The organism is Lysobacter sp. 1R34A, from assembly GCF_051217035.1.
In the GTDB taxonomy this organism is placed as follows: domain Bacteria; phylum Pseudomonadota; class Gammaproteobacteria; order Xanthomonadales; family Xanthomonadaceae; genus Lysobacter.
On the sequence record NZ_JBPKJP010000014.1, the window covers coordinates 38,481 to 54,680 of the forward strand.

A 16,200-nucleotide genomic window follows, 5' to 3' on the forward strand; every position below is an offset into this window, starting at 1 on the left:
AGGGCCGGGACGGACGTCACGAGGGCGGGGCACGGGCGCTTGAACTGCCCGGCACCTAGCCCCAGATAACGGACATCGGCGGCACGGCGCACTGCGCGGACCGCCCCACTATTTCAAGCATTCGAGAGGGAGCACTACGTATGGGCAAGATCATCGGCATCGACCTGGGCACCACCAATTCCTGCGTCGCGATCATGGAAGGCGGCAAGGCCAAGGTCATCGAAAATTCCGAAGGCGACCGCACCACGCCGTCGATCGTCGCGTTCACCAAGGACGGCGAAGTGTTGGTCGGCGCTTCGGCCAAGCGCCAGGCGGTCACCAATCCCAAGAACACCTTCTACGCGGTCAAGCGCCTGATCGGCCGCAAGATGACCGACGCCGAAGTGCAGAAGGATCTCGGCCTGGTGCCGTACGCGATCGTCCCGCACGACAACGGCGACGCCTGGGTCGCGACCCAGGACGGCAAGAAGATGGCGCCGCAGCAGATCTCGGCCGAAGTGCTGGGCAAGATGAAGAAGACCGCCGAAGCCTACCTGGGCGAGCCGGTCACCGAAGCGGTCATCACCGTGCCGGCTTACTTCAACGACAGCCAGCGCCAGGCGACCAAGGACGCCGGCAAGATCGCCGGCCTGGAAGTCAAGCGCATCATCAACGAGCCGACCGCGGCGGCGTTGGCTTACGGCATGGACAAGAAGGGCGGCGACCGCAAGGTCGCGGTCTACGACCTCGGCGGCGGCACCTTCGACGTGTCGATCATCGAGATCGCCTCGGTCGACGGCGAAATGCAGGTCGAAGTGCTGTCGACCAACGGCGACACCTTCCTCGGCGGCGAAGACTTCGACAAGCGCGTCATCGACTACTTGGTCGAAGAGTTCCAGAAGGACCAGGGCATCGACCTGCGCAAGGATCCGCTGGCGCTGCAGCGCCTGAAGGATGCGGCCGAGCGCGCCAAGATCGAGCTGTCGTCCTCGCAGCAGACCGAAGTCAACCTGCCGTACGTGACCGCCGACGCTTCGGGTCCGAAGCACCTCAACATCAAGCTGACCCGCGCCAAGCTGGAGTCGCTGGTCGAGGACCTGGTCAAGAAGACCATCGAACCCTGCCGCATCGCCCTCAACGACGCCGGCCTGCGCGCCAGCGACGTCAGCGAAGTGATCCTGGTCGGCGGCCAGACCCGCATGCCCAAGGTCAGCCAGGCGGTGGCCGAGTTCTTCGGCAAGGAACCGCGCAAGGACGTCAACCCGGACGAAGCGGTCGCCGTCGGCGCCGCGATCCAGGGCGGCGTGCTGGCCGGCGACGTCAAGGACGTGCTGCTGCTCGACGTGACCCCGCTGTCGCTGGGCATCGAGACCCTCGGCGGCGTGTTCACCAAGATCATCGAGAAGAACACCACGGTGCCGACCAAGGCCTCGCAGACCTTCTCGACCGCCGAGGACAATCAGTCCGCGGTGACCGTGCACGTGCTGCAGGGCGAGCGCGAACAAGCCCGCTTCAACAAGTCGCTGGCCCGCTTCGACCTGTCCGGCATCGAGCCCTCGCCGCGCGGCATGCCGCAGGTCGAGGTGTCGTTCGACATCGACGCCAACGGCATCCTGCACGTCAGCGCCAAGGACAAGAAGACCAACAAGGAGCAGAAGGTCGAGATCAAGGCCGGCTCGGGCCTGTCCGAGGAAGAGATCGCCAAGATGGTCGCCGACGCCGAAGCCAACCGCGAGGAAGACCAGAAGTTCCACGAACTGGTGCAGGCGCGCAACCACGCCGACGGCCTGATCCACATGGCCCGCAGCACGATCAAGGAGCACGGCGAGAAGTTGCCGGGCGACCAGATCGGCCGCGCCGAGGCGGCCATCGCCGACCTCGAAACGGCGATGAAGGGCGACGACAAGGGCCAGATCGAGGCCAAGTCGAAGGCGCTGGAAGAGGCTGCGCAGTCGCTGTTCGCCGCGGCCCAGGCCGCGCAGCCGGAGGCCGGCGGCGCCGCCGAAGCCGGCTCGGCCAAGTCCGAGGACGTGGTCGACGCGGAATTCACCGAAGTGAAGGACGAAGACAAGAAGTAAGCCGGGAATAGGGAATGGGGAATCGGCAATCGGTACGCGGCTTGTGCTTGCGGCCCGTAAAGATCCGGTTCCCCGTTCCCGCATCCGTCGCGGGCGGCAGGCGTTTTTACGCGCCGCCCGCTTTTGATTTAACGATTCTCGACTCTCGATTCCCGATTCCCGGCCTATGAGCAAACGCGACTATTACGAAGTGCTGGGCGTTGCGCGCAACGCCGGCGACGACGACCTCAAGAAGGCCTATCGCCGCTGCGCGATGAAACACCACCCGGACCGCAACCCGGGCGACGCGGCCGCGGAGGCCGCGTTCAAGGAATGCAAGGAGGCCTACGAGGTCCTGGCCGACGCCAACAAGCGCCGCGCCTACGACCAGCACGGCCACGCCGCGTTCGAGCACGGCATGGGCGGCGGTGGCGGCGGTGGTCCCGGCTACGCCGACATGGGCGATATCTTCGGCGACATCTTCGGCAACATCTTCGGTGGCGGCGGAGGCGGCGGTGCGCGCGCGCCGCGCCGCGGCGCCGACATCGGCTACGTGATGGAGTTGTCGCTGGAAGAGGCGGTCGGCGGCATCGAAAAGCAGATCGAGATCCCGACTCTGGACGCCTGCGACACCTGCGAAGGCAGCGGTTCGGCGGACGGCAAGGTCGAGACCTGCACGACCTGCGGCGGCCGCGGCCAGGTGCGCTTCCAGCGCGGCATCTTCTCGATGCAGCAGACCTGCCCGCATTGCAACGGCCGCGGCCAGAGCATCGCCAACCCCTGCGCCGACTGCCATGGCCAAGGTCGGGTCGAGCGCACCAAGACCTTGTCGGTGAAGATTCCGGCCGGTGTCGACAATGGCGACCGCATCCGCCTGACCGGCGAGGGCGAGGCCGGACCGACCGGGTCGCCGCCGGGCGATCTGTACGTGGAAGTGCGCGTGCGCGAGCACGAGATCTTCCAGCGCGACGGCGACGACCTGCATTGCGAAGTGCCGATCCGCATTTCCCAGGCCGCGCTCGGCGACACCATCCGGGTGCCGACGCTCGGCGGCGAGGTGGAACTGCGCATTCCGGGCGAAACCCAGAGCGGCAAGCTGTTCCGCCTGCGCGACAAGGGCGTCAAGTCGGTGCGCAGCCGCAAGCCGGGCGACCTGTACTGTCGCGCCGTGGTCGAGACGCCGGTCAACCTGACTCCCGAGCAGCGCGAGCTGCTGGAGAAGTTCGAGGCTACGTTCGTGGGTGAGGGGGCGCGAAAGCACTCGCCACGGTCCTCCACCTTTCTGGACGGGGTCAAAGGGTTCTGGGACCGCATGACGTCCTGAATCCGAGCCTCTCGAATGCATTGCGAAAGGGGCTTCGGCCCCTTCTCGCGGGTATGCGCCCTAGAAGATCCACGCGGACCTTGTTGAAGCAGCCGTTCGGCCGCATTCGTGGCGTCGACGAATCGCCCGAGGTTTCAGCCGCGGCGTTTGTTTCCGTCGGCCAGGTGGCGAATCCCGCGTAGGGTGCCGGTCGCGCCGCGTGCCACAGCGTGAACCACATGCATCTGCGCTTGTCCTCGCCCCCGCGCAGCCGCTAGCCTGCGCGCATGAGCGAACCCACCAAGACCCCCGTCCGTCTCCTGATCCACGGCGCTTCCGGGCGCATGGGCCGGGCCCTGTTGCGTCTGGCCGCCGAGCGCGCGGACTTGAACGTGGTCGCGGCGTACTCGCGTTCGCAGCCGGCCCAGCGGGTCATCGACGGAGTGCCGCATTTCGCCGTCGCCGAGCTGTCGGGGGCGCCGGAGTTCGACGTCGCCATCGATTTCAGCCTGCCGCAGGGCTTCGACCCGGTGCTGGCGCTGTGCGCGGCGCGCGGCAAGGCGCTGGTGTCCGGCACCACCGGGCTCAGTTCGGCGCAGAACGCCGCGATCAACGACGCCGCCAACGGCATCGCCGTGGTCTGGGCGGCCAACTACAGCCTTGGCGTGGCGGTGCTGACCGAACTGGTCCGGCGCGCCGCCGCGGCTTTGCCGGGCTGGGACTGCGACGTGATCGAGGCCCACCACACCCGCAAGCTCGACGCGCCCTCGGGCACCGCCTTGCACCTGGGCGCGGCCGCGGCGATCGGCCGCGGCGAGGAGCCGCATTACGCCAGCCTGCGCGCCGGCGACATCGTCGGCGAGCACACCGTGCAGTTCGCCGCGGCGGGCGAGCGCCTGGAGCTGATCCATCGCGCCACCAATCGCGACATCTTCGCCCGCGGCGCGCTCGAGGCCGCGCTGCGGGTCGCCCACCAGGCGCCGGGGCGCTACGGACTGGCCGAGCTGATGTTTCCGAACCTCTGAACGCCTTTTGACCCGGCGCCCCGAACGCGGCAGCACGGAGTTCCGGGACGGCTCGCCGGGTCGAAAAAGGGCGTGTCCGGGCCGGCCGGGCAGGGCGCCCAGCTTTCGTTCAGGCGTTGCCGGCGCGTAGACGGCGTGGAACTACGACAAATCCGCGCGGAATGTGCCGCGCCGCCGTAGCCTGAACGGGCCGGGCCGCCGCGATCCGGACAAATTTTAGCTGGCTTCCGGAGCCCATCGCCGCTAGAATTCCGGCTCGCCTGAATCCCGAACGCCGGACCGGTCCCGCACCGCGTCCGCGCTTTGCTGCAAGTCGGTTTTGCCGATGTCGCGCACGGGATCAGATCCTTCGGCAGCCAAGGCGACCCCCGTGACCCAACCCGCAATCCTCGCACTCGAAGACGGAACCGTGTTCGAGGGCGTTTCCGTAGGCGCGCCCGGCCTCAGCGTCGGCGAAGTCGTATTCAATACCGCGATCACCGGCTACCAGGAAATCCTCACCGATCCCTCGTATGCCCGCCAGTTGGTCACCCTGACCTATCCGCACGTGGGCAACACCGGCTGCACCGACCAGGACGACGAAGCGCGCCGGGTCTGGGCCTCGGGCCTGATCGTGCGCGACGTACCGCGTCGCCCGAGCAACTGGCGCAGCCAGGTCGCGTTGCCGCAGTGGCTCAGCGATCGCGGCGTGGTCGCCATCTCCGACATCGATACGCGCAAGCTGACCCGCTTGTTGCGCGATACCGGCGCCCAGAACGGCGCGCTGATGGCCGGTGAGATCGATGCGGCCAAGGCGCTCGAAGCCGCGCGCAAGTTCCCCGGCCTCAAGGGCATGGACCTGGCCAAGGAAGTCTGCACGCGCGAACGCTACGAGTGGACCGACGGCCAGCTCGACCTGGACCGCAACGCCTTCGTCAAGGTCGAGTCGCGCTTCCATGTCGTGGCCTACGACTTCGGCGTCAAGCTCAACATCCTGCGCATGCTCGCCGAGCGCGGTTGCCGCGTCACCGTGGTGCCGGCGCAGACCCCGGCCGCCGAGGTGCTGGCGCTCAATCCCGACGGCGTGTTCCTGTCCAACGGCCCCGGCGACCCGGAGCCCTGCGACTACGCGATCGCCGCGATCAAGGAATTCATCGCCAGGAAGGTGCCGACCTTCGGCATCTGCCTCGGCCACCAACTGCTCGGCCTGGCCTCGGGCGCGAAGACCCTGAAGATGAAGTTCGGCCACCACGGCGCCAACCACCCGGTCCAGGACCTCGACGGCGGCCGGGTGATGATCACCTCGCAGAACCACGGTTTCGCGGTCGACGAATCCAGTCTGCCGGCCAATGTGCGCGTGACCCATCGCTCGCTGTTCGACGGCAGCAACCAGGGCATCGCCCTGACCGACGCGCCGGCCTTCAGCTTCCAGGGTCACCCGGAAGCCAGTCCGGGTCCGCACGATGTGTCGCCCTTGTTCGACCGCTTCGTTAATTCGATGCGGGACTCGGGACTCGGGACTCGGGACTCGAAAGGAGCCGGATGAGCATTTCGCACTTCCGCGAATTGGAAGTCTGGCGTCTGGCGATGTCGCTGGCCAAGCAGGTCTATCAACTGACCGCCGGCTTTCCTCGCGACGAGCGATATGGCTTGAGTTCCCAGCTACAGCGTTCGGCTGTATCGATTCCATCGAACATCGCCGAGGGCAATGCCCGGCACAGCACCCGGGACTACGCGCGATTCGTGTCGATGGCGCTGGGTTCCTCTGCCGAGCTGCAAACACAGTTGATCTTGTCCGGCGAGCTGACGCTCGGCGACGAGACGACACGCACGAACGCTATCGAAGAATGTGAGCGGGTGGGGCAGATGCTGCAACGCCTTCATCAGTCCCTTGTTCGCAGGCTTGAGACCGAGTCCCAAGTCCCGAGCCCCGAGTCCCGGAGTTAAAACATGCCCAAGCGTACCGACATCAAAACCGTCCTGATCATCGGCGCCGGCCCGATCGTGATCGGACAGGCCTGCGAATTCGACTACTCCGGCGCGCAGGCGTGCAAGGCGCTGCGCGACGAGGGCTATCGCGTCGTGCTGGTGAATTCGAATCCGGCCACGATCATGACCGACCCGAACATGGCCGACGCCGTGTACATCGAGCCGATCAACTGGCAGACGGTCGAGAAGATCATCGCCAAGGAAAAGCCCGACGCGCTGCTGCCGACCATGGGCGGCCAGACCGCGCTGAACTGCGCGCTCGACCTGGCCGACAACGGCGTGCTGGAGAAGTACGACGTCGAGCTGATCGGCGCCAAACGCGACGCCATCCGCATGGCCGAAGACCGCGAGCTGTTCCGCATCGCGATGAGCGAGATCGGCCTGGAATGCCCGAAGGCCGAAGTCGCGCGCACCTTCGAGCAGGCCGTCGACATCCAGACCCGCGTCGGCTACCCGACCATCATCCGCCCGAGCTTCACCCTCGGCGGCACCGGCGGCGGCATCGCCTACAACAAGGAAGAGTTCGAGGAGATCGCCAAGCGCGGCCTGGAACTCTCGCCGGTGCACGAGATCCTGGTCGAAGAGTCGGTGCTGGGCTGGAAGGAATTCGAGATGGAAGTGGTCCGCGACACCGCGGACAACTGCATCATCGTGTGCTCGATCGAGAACTTCGACGCGATGGGCGTGCACACCGGCGACTCGATCACGGTCGCGCCGGCGCAGACCCTGACCGACAAGGAATACCAGCGCCTGCGCGATGCCTCGATCGCGGTGCTGCGCAAGATCGGCGTCGACACCGGCGGTTCCAACGTCCAGTTCGGCATCAACGCGCACGACGGACGCGTCGTGGTCATCGAAATGAACCCGCGCGTGTCGCGCTCCTCGGCGCTGGCCTCCAAGGCCACCGGCTTCCCGATCGCCAAGATCGCCGCCAAGCTCGCCATCGGCTACACCCTCGACGAGTTGCGCAACGAGATTACCGGCGGCGCCACTCCGGCCTCGTTCGAGCCGAGCATCGACTACGTCGTCACCAAGATCCCGCGCTTCGCCTTCGAGAAGTTCCCGCAGGCCGACGCCCGCCTGACCACCCAGATGAAGTCGGTCGGCGAAGTCATGGCGATGGGCCGCACCTTCCAGGAATCGCTGCACAAGGCCCTGCGCGGCCTGGAAACCGGCAAGGTCGGCCTCGACCCGACCGGCCTGGACCTGAGCAGCGAAGCCGACCTGACCAAGCTGCGCCGCGAACTGAAGGAGCCGGGCCCGGAGCGCATGTTCCACATCGGCGACGCGTTCCGCGCCGGCATGAGCGTCGAGGACGTGCACGCGCTGTCGTTCGTCGACCCCTGGTTCCTCGACCAGATCGAAGAGCTGATCGCCAGCGAGCGCGAGATCGCCGATGGCGGCCTCGGCGCGCTCGACAAGAACCGGATGCGCGCGATCAAGCGCATGGGCTTCTCGGATGCGCGAATCGCCCAGCTGACCGGCACCGACGAGACCGCGGTGCGCACCCTGCGCCGCGCCATCGGCGTGCGCCCGGTGTACAAGCGGGTCGACTCCTGCGCCGCCGAGTTCGCCACCAGCACCGCCTACATGTACTCGACCTACGAGGACGAGTGCGAGGCCGCGCCGAGCAACCGCGACAAGATCATCGTGCTCGGCGGCGGCCCGAACCGTATCGGCCAGGGCATCGAGTTCGACTACTGCTGCGTGCACGCCGCGCTCGCCCTGCGCGAGGACGGCTACGAAACCATCATGGTCAACTGCAACCCGGAGACGGTCTCGACCGACTACGACACCTCCGACCGCCTCTACTTCGAGCCGCTGACCCTGGAGGACGTGCTCGAGATCGCCGACCTCGAAAAGCCCAAGGGCGTGATCGTGCAGTACGGCGGCCAGACCCCGCTCAAGCTCGCGCGCGCGCTCGAGGCCAACGGCGTGCCGATCATCGGCACCACCCCGGACAGCATCGACCTGGCCGAGGACCGCGAACGCTTCCAGCAACTGGTGCAGGAGCTGGGCCTGGCCCAGCCGATCAACCGCACCGCGCGCAACCCGGATGAGGCGCTGCTGCTGGCCGGCCAGATCGGTTACCCGATGGTGGTGCGCCCGAGCTACGTGCTCGGCGGCCGCGCCATGGAAATCGTCTATTCCGACGCCGACCTGACCCGTTACATCCGCGACGCGGTCAAGGTGTCGAACGATTCGCCGGTGCTGCTCGACCGCTTCCTCGACAATGCGGTCGAGGTCGACGTCGATATCATCGCCGACCGCGAAGGCCACGTGCTGATCGGCGGGGTGATGGAACACATCGAGGAAGCCGGCGTGCACTCGGGCGACTCGTCGTGCTCGCTGCCGCCGTACTCGCTGTCGGCCGCGACCCAGGAGCGCCTGCGTCAGCAGGTCGTGGCCCTGGCCAAGGCGCTCAAGGTGGTCGGCCTGATGAACACCCAGTTCGCGATCCAGACCGATGCCGAAGGCAACGACACGATCTTCCTGATCGAGGTCAACCCGCGCGCTTCGCGCACGGTGCCGTTCGTGTCCAAGGCCACCGGCATGGCGCTGGCGAAGATCGCCGCGCGCTGCATGGTCGGCCAGACCCTGGCCTCGCAGGGCGCGCTCGAAGAAATCGTGCCCGACTACTATTCGGTCAAGGAAGCGATCTTCCCGTTCGCCAAGTTCCAGGGGGTCGACCCGATCCTCGGGCCGGAGATGCGCTCGACCGGCGAGGTGATGGGCGTCGGCAAGAACTTCGGCGCGGCGATGGCGCGCGCGCAGGAAGCCGGCGGGATCAAGGCGCCGCCGGTCGGCAAGGCCTTCATCTCGGTGCGCGACCCGGACAAGCTGCGCGTGCTGCCGGTGGCGCAGGAACTGGTGCGCCGCGGCTACCGCCTGGTCGCGACCAGCGGCACCCAGAGCTTCCTGAGCGAGAACGGCGTGGCCTGCGAAGTGGTGAACAAGGTGACCGAAGGCCGTCCGCACATCGTCGACCTGATCAAGAACGGCGAGATCGTCTACATCATCAACACCACCGAAGGCCGCCAGGCGATTTCGGACTCGTTCTCGATCCGCCGCGAGGCCCTGCAGCAGCGCGTGACCTACTCGACCACGGTGTCGGGCGCGCGCGCGCTGGTGAACTCGCTGGACTACCGCGGCACCGGCCCGGTCTGGTCCCTGCAGGAACTGCACGCGCAGATCGGTTCCGCCACGGCCTGACCGGCCGCGGCGGTCCCTCCGCAGGCGGGCCCGGCGGTCGCCGGGTCCCGCTGCCTTCCGGCCCGCGCGAGCGGAGCGGGAGACGCCTTGTCCCTGTTGCCGCGTTGCGGAACCCGGCGCCCCGTCACAAGGGTGTCAAGCGCTTCTGTTCCCGGCACAATGGGGTCGACAATCAACTCGATCGGCCGGCACAGCCCGGTATGAGGAAGCTGGAATGAGAGCACCAATGACGGTGAAGGGTGCGCAGCGTCTGCGCGCCGAACTGGAAGAACTGAAGTCGGTCAAGCGGCCGGCGGTCATCAACGCGATTTCCGAAGCGCGCGCCCACGGCGACCTCAAGGAGAACGCCGAGTACCACGCCGCGCGCGAACAGCAGGGTTTCATCGAAGGCCGGATCAAGCAGCTCGAGGCCGAGCTGTCGCACGCCCAGGTCATCGACATCAGCCAGCTCAACGCGGGCTCCAAGGTCGTGTTCGGCGCCACCGTCGAGTTGGCCAACGTCGACACCGACGAAGAGCGCAAGTACCAGATCGTCGGCGACCTCGAAGCCGACATCAAACTCGGCCTGATCGCGATCTCCTCGCCGGTCGCGCGCGCCCTGATCGGCAAGAACGAAGGCGACAGCGTCGTCATCGAAGCGCCGGGCGGCACCCACGAGTACGAGATCGTCGCCGTCAGCTACGAAGGCTGAGCGTGATTCCGCATCCGGGTTCGCCGTGCAGGAATCGCCGCACATGAACAGCGCCACCTTGCTGTTGCCCGAACGGGCCCGGTTCGGCGGCCAGCGCCTGAGCGAAAGCTTCGGGCGCCGGCTCGGGCGCTCCGACCGAAGCGTCGAGGCCGGCGACCAGGCCGCGCGGGTGTTCGACATCCTGCCGCGCGGCTGGCCGGTCGCGGCGGTGACCCGTCAACGCGATGCCGGCGACGCCATGCTCGGCGCCTGGCTGCGCGCCGACCCGGCCTATGTGCGCCCGGATATCAACGGCGCGCGCCTGTTGGCTTATGGAGAGGCATTGGCCTTGACCGAGCGCGATGCCGCTGCGCTGCTGCCGGCCTTGAAGCCGTTGTTCGGCGACGCCGGTTTTCCGATCGATGCGCCGACTCCCACGCGCTGGTACCTGGCGCTGCCGCGCGAAGCGCGCATGCCGCGTTTCGCCTCGCCCGAGCGGGCGCTCGGCGAAGACCTGTTCCAGCACCTGCCCGGGGCCGAGGGCGACGGCCCCGAAGGCCGCCGCTGGCGCGCCCTGCTCAGCGAGGCGCAAGTGCTGCTGCACAACCATCCGCACAACGCCCAGCGCATCGCCGCCGGGTTGGCGCCGATCAATTCGCTGTGGTTCTGGGGCGCCGGCGTATTGCCCGATCACGTGCGCAGCGAGTATTCCGAGGTGCGCAGCGACGACGAAGCGCTGACCGCGTTCGGCGCGCAGGCCGGCATCGTCGCCGGCGACATGCCGTCGGCCTGGACCGCGGGCGAGGGTGCGCGCCTGTTCGACCTGCGCGGCGCCCGCGACGTCACCCCCTTGCAACGCGACTGGTTCGAACCGATCGGGCTCGCCCTCGACGGCGGCAGTCTCGATCGCGTCAGCCTGGCCTTCGCCGACGGCGAACGTTTCGAACTGAGCCGCTCGCAGCGCTGGCGCTTCTGGCGCAAGCCGCTGCATTCGCTGCAGGACTGAACCCCACGATGAAACCCGTCGCACGCCTGCGTCGCCGCGCACCGGCCGAAACCGGACAGTGGCCGGATGCGGTTCCGCCGTTGCTGCGCCGGGTCTATGCCGCGCGCGGCGCGACCTGCGTCGAACAGGCGCAACCGCGGCTGACCCAATTGCTGCCGCCGGACGGCATGCTCGGCCTCGATGCGGCGACCGGGTTGCTCGCCGATGCCATCGCCGCGGGCCGCCACATCGTCGTGGTCGGCGATTTCGATTGCGACGGCGCCACCGCCTGCGCGGTCGGCGTGCGCGGCCTGCGCATGCTCGGCGCGCAACGCGTGTCGCATGCGGTGCCGAATCGCATCGTCCACGGCTACGGCCTGTCGCCGGCCTTGGTCGACGAACTCGCCGCGCTGCAACCCGATCTGCTCGTCACCGTCGACCACGGCATCGCCTGCCACGCCGGCATCGCCGCCGCGCGCGGGCGCGGCTGGCAGGTGTTGGTCACCGATCACCATCTGCCCGGCGAACACTTGCCCGCGGCCGATGCGATCGTGGACCCGAACCAACCCGGCGATGCCTTCCCCAGCAAGATGCTGGCCGGCGTCGGGGTGATGTTCTACGTGTTGCTGGCCTTGCGCCGGCGCCTGCGCGACGCCGGCGCTTTCGGCGACGGCAATGGCCCCGACCTCAGCGTGCTGCTCGACCTGGTCGCGGTCGGCACGGTCGCCGACCTGGTGCCGCTCGACGCCAATAACCGCGCCCTGGTCGCCGCCGGCCTGCGCCGCTTGCGCGCCGGGCAGGGCTGCGCCGGCCTGCGCGCGCTGATCGAAGTCTCGCAGCGCGATTACCGCCGGCTCACCGCGTCCGACATCGGCTACGCCTTGGCGCCGCGCCTCAACGCCGCCGGCCGTCTCGAAGACATGGCGCTCGGCATCGAATGCCTGTTGACCGAAAACGCCGCACAGGCGCGCGACATCGCCTCCACCCTCAACGAGATCAACGCCGAGCGCCGCGCGGTGCAGCAACAGATGACCGACGAGGCCGAACTCGCCTTCGCCCGCGTCGCCATCGACGCCGCGGCGATGCCGATGGCGCTGTGCCTGTTCGACGGCGATTGGCATCCCGGCGTGGTCGGGCTGGTCGCCTCGAAAATGAAGGAGCGCCTGCACCGGCCGGTGATCGCGTTCGCGCCGGCCGAGCCGGGTAGCGACCACCTGCGCGGTTCGGCGCGTTCGATCCCCGGCTTCCATATCCGCGACGCCCTGGCCGACGTCGCCGCGCAACACCCGGACCTGATCGAACGCTTCGGCGGGCATGCGATGGCCGCCGGCCTGTCGCTGCGCCTGGACGCGTTCGACGCCTTCCGCGAAGCCTTCGAGGCTTGCGCCCGCCGCATCCTGACCCCGGAGCTGCTGCAGGCCGACGTGCTCAGCGACGGCGGACTCGAAATCGGCGAATTCGACCGCGCGCATGCCGAATCGCTGCGCGACGGCGGTCCCTGGGGCCAGGGCTTTCCCGAGCCGACCTTCGATCTGGCCTTCGAAGTGCTCAGCTTCCGCGTCCTCGGCGAAAAGCACCTGAAGCTGGTGTTGCGCCTGGAGGGCAGGGCGGAGCCACTGAACGCCATCCACTTCAACGGCTGGGACGGCGTGCCTCCGCCGAAGCACGTCCTGGCGGCCTTCAAGCTGGAGCCGGACGACTACCGCGGCGGGGACGCGATCCAGCTCAACGTCGTCTACCGAGAGTCGCTCTGAGACGCGGCTCGAACCGGCGCCGCCCGCCCGCGCGGGACACCGATCCTCTGCGGTCACCGCGCCAGGCACCGCATGCGCTCGGGTACTACCCGGCCAACCCCGCGATCACTTCATGCGCGAGGCCTTGGTCGGCCAGCCGTCGCGCCAACGCATCGCCGGGCGCACTGCGGTAGGCATCGCCGGGTTGCAGGCAGACCACGCAGTCGCCGGCTTCGAGGCGATCGAGTATCGAACGCCATTGCGCATCCGCATCGCCCGGCAGCGGCCGGCGGGGTGCATCGCGCCGCGCCAGCATCAGCACCGCTGGCGCGACCGCGGGGCCGTACAACAGCACATCGGCCTGGTTGAGCGCGCGCAGCGCGCGCAAGGTCAGTTGCCCGACGTCGCCGCTGCCGGTGCCGACCAGCAAAGCCACACCGCTGCGCGCGACCGCATCGCTGTGCTCCAGAGCCGACCGGAACGCCTGCTCGGCCTGCGCGCTTTCGCCGCGTTCGAGCAGGCCCGGCACCGGGCCGTCCAGCACCTGGTCGAACCAGCGCCGCCGCTGCGCGAGGTGCGGCAGCGCCCGGCGGATCGCGTCGCGATGGCGTTCGAACAGGCCGGCGAGTGCGCCGAGCGAGGGATCGAGCTGCGACTCCAACCGCTCGCGCAGGCGCCGGGCCAGCATCGGTGCGGCGCCGCCGGAGGAAATCGCGACCTGCAGCGGAGCGCGGTCGACCAGGGCCGGGATCTGGAAGCTCGACAGGGTGGCGTCGTCGACGATATTGGCCAGGCGCTTGCGCCGGCCGGCCTCGTCGGCGAGGCGTTGGTTGAAGGCGTGGTCGTCGGTCGCCGCGACCAGCAGCCAGGCCTGGTCGATCCAGTCCGGGTCGAAATCGCCCTCGCGCCGGCTCAGCCGGCCCTCGCCGAGCCATTGCCGCAGGGTTTCGTTGAGCGCATGAGCGTGCACCTCGACCCGCGCCCCTGCCTGCAGCAAGGCCTCGATCTTGCGGGTGGCGACCTCGCCGCCGCCGATCACCAGGACCTCGCGGCCGGACAGATTGGCGAACAGGGGAAACAGCGCCATGCGGGGTTCCTGGGGCGGAGGGGGTGGCTCGCGGCGGCTCATGTTGCATGGCAACATGGGGTCGGACTCCGCCAGCCAGGGCTGCAATGCTACGCGTCCTCTTGGTCACCGACACCGACAAGCCGATCGGCCAGCTGCGCAACGCGCTGCTCGCGGCCGGCCACGAGGTGCTGGACGAAGTGGCCGCCACCGGCGCCCTGTTGCGGGCGGTGGAGACCCAGCAGCCGGACGTGGTGATCGTCGATGTCGATTCGCCCTCGCGCGATTCGCTGGAGCAATTGGCGATGCTGCACCAGCACGCGCCGCGGCCGGTGGTGATGTTCTCCGCCGACGGCGACCACCAGTTGATCCGCGCCGCGGTCGGCGCCGGCGTCACCGCCTACGTCGTCGACGGGCTGGCGCCGGAACGGCTGGCCTCGATCATCCAGGTGGCGCTGGCGCGCTTCGAGCAGCAATTGCATATCCGCCGCCGGCTCGACGACGTCCAGCAGCAATTGCTCGACCGCAAACTGATCGACCGCGCCAAGGGCCTGCTGATGGAAAAGCGCGGCATGAGCGAAAGCGAGGCCTACGCCGCGCTGCGCCAGCAGGCGATGCGGCAGGGCGCCAAGCTGGTCGACGTGGCGCGCCAGATCATCGCCATGGCCGACCTGATCGGATGAGGGCCGCATGACCATCGACCGCGAACTGCCGACCTTGACCCTGGGCTATATGCCGCTGATCGATTGCGCGCCGCTGATCGCGGCGGTGCGGTTGGGCCTGGACCGCCGCCACGGTTTGCGCCTGGAGCTGCGGCGGCAGGCGTCGTGGGCGGCGGTCCGCGACAAGCTGCTGTCCGGCGAACTCGACGCCGCGCATGCCCTGGCCGGGTTGGTCTACGGCATCGACGCCGGCATCGCCGGGCCGCAGGCGGACCTGGCGATCCTGCTGACCCTGAACCAGAACGGCCAGGCCATCACCTTGTCGCCGCCGTTAGCGCAGGGCCTCGCCGAAGGCCGGCCGCTGCGCGAACTGTTGGCCGGGCTGCCGAGGCGGCCGGTGTTCGCCCAGACCTTTCCGACCGGCACCCACGCGATGTGGCTGTATTACTGGCTCGCCGCGCAGGGAGTGAACCCGGTCGAGGACATCCGCAGCCTGAGCCTGCCGCCGCCGCAGATGCCGGCCGCGCTCGCCGCCGGCGAACTCGACGGCTACTGCGCCGGCGAACCCTGGGCGAGCCAGGCCGAAGCGCTCGGCGCCGGCCGGGTGGCGATCCGCAGCGGGCGGCTATGGCCGGGGCATCCGGAGAAAGTGTTGGCGTGCCGGCGCGAATTCGCCGCCCTGCAGCCGGAACTCGCGCTGGCCTTGGCCGCGACTCTGCTCGACGCCTGCCGCTGGCTCGACGAGGCCGAGCATCGGCGCGAGGCGGTGGCCTGGCTGGCCCAGCCGGAAGTGATCGACCTGCCGGCGGCCTCGATCGAAGCCGGCTTGCTGCCGGGCGGCGCCATCGACACCCGCGACGGCGGCCTGCGTTTCCACGATGACGGTCGGGTCAATTTTCCCTGGCTGTCCGATGGGCGCTGGTTCCTGCAGCAGTTCCGCCGCTGGGGCTGGCTGGCGCCGGCGCAGCCGGGCCAAGACGCGATCCGGCTCGGCAATATCCATCGCCTGGACACCTATCGCGAGGCGGCGCAGCGATTGAACGTCGCGGTGCCGGCTGTCGACAGCCGCCGCAGTCTGCTGTTCGATGGAACGGTGTGGGAATGACGAAGAGTGGCAATCGCCTCCCTGTGGGAGCGGGCGTGAGCCGGGAACGCCATGTCCGGATCGTTGCGTCGTCATCGGATGTGCCCCTGTAGGAGCGACGTAAGTCGCGACCGCGGGACGCGCAGAGACGGCGAGGCCGCCGTCATTGGTCGAAGCGACGTGCTCTGGCAGGGTAGGAGCGGCGCAAGCCGCGACCTTCATGTAGCAATCTCGCTTCGTCTTTGGGTGTATCCCCGGTAGGAGCGGCGTAAGTCGCGACCGCGGGACGCGCAGAGACGGCGAGGCCGCCGTCATTGGTCGAAGCGACGTGCTCTCGCAGGGTAGGAGCGGCGCAAGCCGCGACCGTCATGTAGCAATCTCGCTTCGTCTTTGGGTGTATCCCCGGTAGGAGCGGCGTGAGTCGCGACCGCGGGACGCGCAGAGACGGCGAGGCC

The 16,200-nt window shown here is 68.5% G+C and carries 12 protein-coding genes; 11 read left to right on the plus strand and 1 reads right to left on the minus strand.

Annotated elements, in window-relative coordinates; all coding sequences use genetic code 11:
- The first annotated feature begins 140 nt into the window (after positions 1-140).
- The 9 genes from dnaK (at position 141) to recJ (ending at position 12,954) form a co-directional block, all read left to right on the plus strand.
- Positions 141-2,057: a molecular chaperone DnaK gene (gene dnaK / locus ACSAMQ_RS06410; protein ID WP_435394857.1), complete on the plus strand. Its 1,917-nt coding sequence runs from the start codon at positions 141-143 to the stop codon at positions 2,055-2,057.
- 166 nt (positions 2,058-2,223) lie between these two features.
- Entirely contained in the window at positions 2,224-3,360 is a 1,137-nt protein-coding gene (gene dnaJ, locus ACSAMQ_RS06415; RefSeq protein ID WP_435394858.1) for a molecular chaperone DnaJ, read from the plus strand.
- A 266-nt stretch (positions 3,361-3,626) separates the two neighbouring features.
- Positions 3,627-4,364 carry a 4-hydroxy-tetrahydrodipicolinate reductase gene (dapB, locus tag ACSAMQ_RS06420; protein ID WP_435394859.1) on the plus strand — a complete coding sequence of 246 codons (738 nt, stop codon included), beginning with the start codon at positions 3,627-3,629 and terminating at the stop codon, positions 4,362-4,364.
- 370 nt (positions 4,365-4,734) lie between these two features.
- A complete protein-coding gene (gene carA / locus ACSAMQ_RS06425; RefSeq protein ID WP_435394860.1) occupies positions 4,735-5,889 on the plus strand; it encodes a glutamine-hydrolyzing carbamoyl-phosphate synthase small subunit in 1,155 nt (384 codons plus the stop codon).
- Complete coding sequence (locus ACSAMQ_RS06430) at positions 5,886-6,290, plus strand: four helix bundle protein (protein ID WP_435394861.1); 405 nt, start codon at positions 5,886-5,888, stop codon at positions 6,288-6,290. The genes carA and ACSAMQ_RS06430 overlap by 4 nt, the downstream gene beginning before the upstream one ends.
- Positions 6,291-6,293: 3 nt before the next feature.
- A complete protein-coding gene (gene carB, locus ACSAMQ_RS06435) occupies positions 6,294-9,545 on the plus strand; it encodes a carbamoyl-phosphate synthase large subunit (protein WP_435394862.1) in 3,252 nt (1,083 codons plus the stop codon).
- A 214-nt stretch (positions 9,546-9,759) separates the two neighbouring features.
- Complete coding sequence (gene greA / locus ACSAMQ_RS06440) at positions 9,760-10,236, plus strand: transcription elongation factor GreA (protein ID WP_435394863.1); 477 nt, start codon at positions 9,760-9,762, stop codon at positions 10,234-10,236.
- A gap of 43 nt (positions 10,237-10,279) precedes the next feature.
- A complete protein-coding gene (locus ACSAMQ_RS06445) occupies positions 10,280-11,221 on the plus strand; it encodes a phosphoglycerate mutase (protein ID WP_435394864.1) in 942 nt (313 codons plus the stop codon).
- A gap of 8 nt (positions 11,222-11,229) precedes the next feature.
- A complete protein-coding gene (gene recJ, locus ACSAMQ_RS06450; protein ID WP_435394865.1) occupies positions 11,230-12,954 on the plus strand; it encodes a single-stranded-DNA-specific exonuclease RecJ in 1,725 nt (574 codons plus the stop codon).
- An 85-nt stretch (positions 12,955-13,039) separates the two neighbouring features.
- Here the strand turns inward: recJ and ACSAMQ_RS06455 are convergent, their stop codons facing one another.
- Entirely contained in the window at positions 13,040-14,020 is a 981-nt protein-coding gene (locus ACSAMQ_RS06455; protein ID WP_435394866.1) for an NAD(P)-dependent oxidoreductase, read from the minus strand.
- Between the two features lie 86 nt (positions 14,021-14,106).
- On the opposite strand from ACSAMQ_RS06455, the gene ACSAMQ_RS06460 reads away from it, so the two are divergent.
- Both ACSAMQ_RS06460 and ACSAMQ_RS06465 read left to right on the plus strand, forming a co-directional pair.
- Entirely contained in the window at positions 14,107-14,682 is a 576-nt protein-coding gene (locus ACSAMQ_RS06460) for an ANTAR domain-containing response regulator (protein WP_223620158.1), read from the plus strand.
- Positions 14,683-14,689: 7 nt separating this feature from the next.
- The gene (locus ACSAMQ_RS06465) at positions 14,690-15,766 is read left to right on the plus strand and encodes a CmpA/NrtA family ABC transporter substrate-binding protein (protein ID WP_435394867.1); all 1,077 of its coding nucleotides are present in this window, start codon (positions 14,690-14,692) and stop codon (positions 15,764-15,766) included.
- Positions 15,767-16,200: the final 434 nt, after the last annotated feature.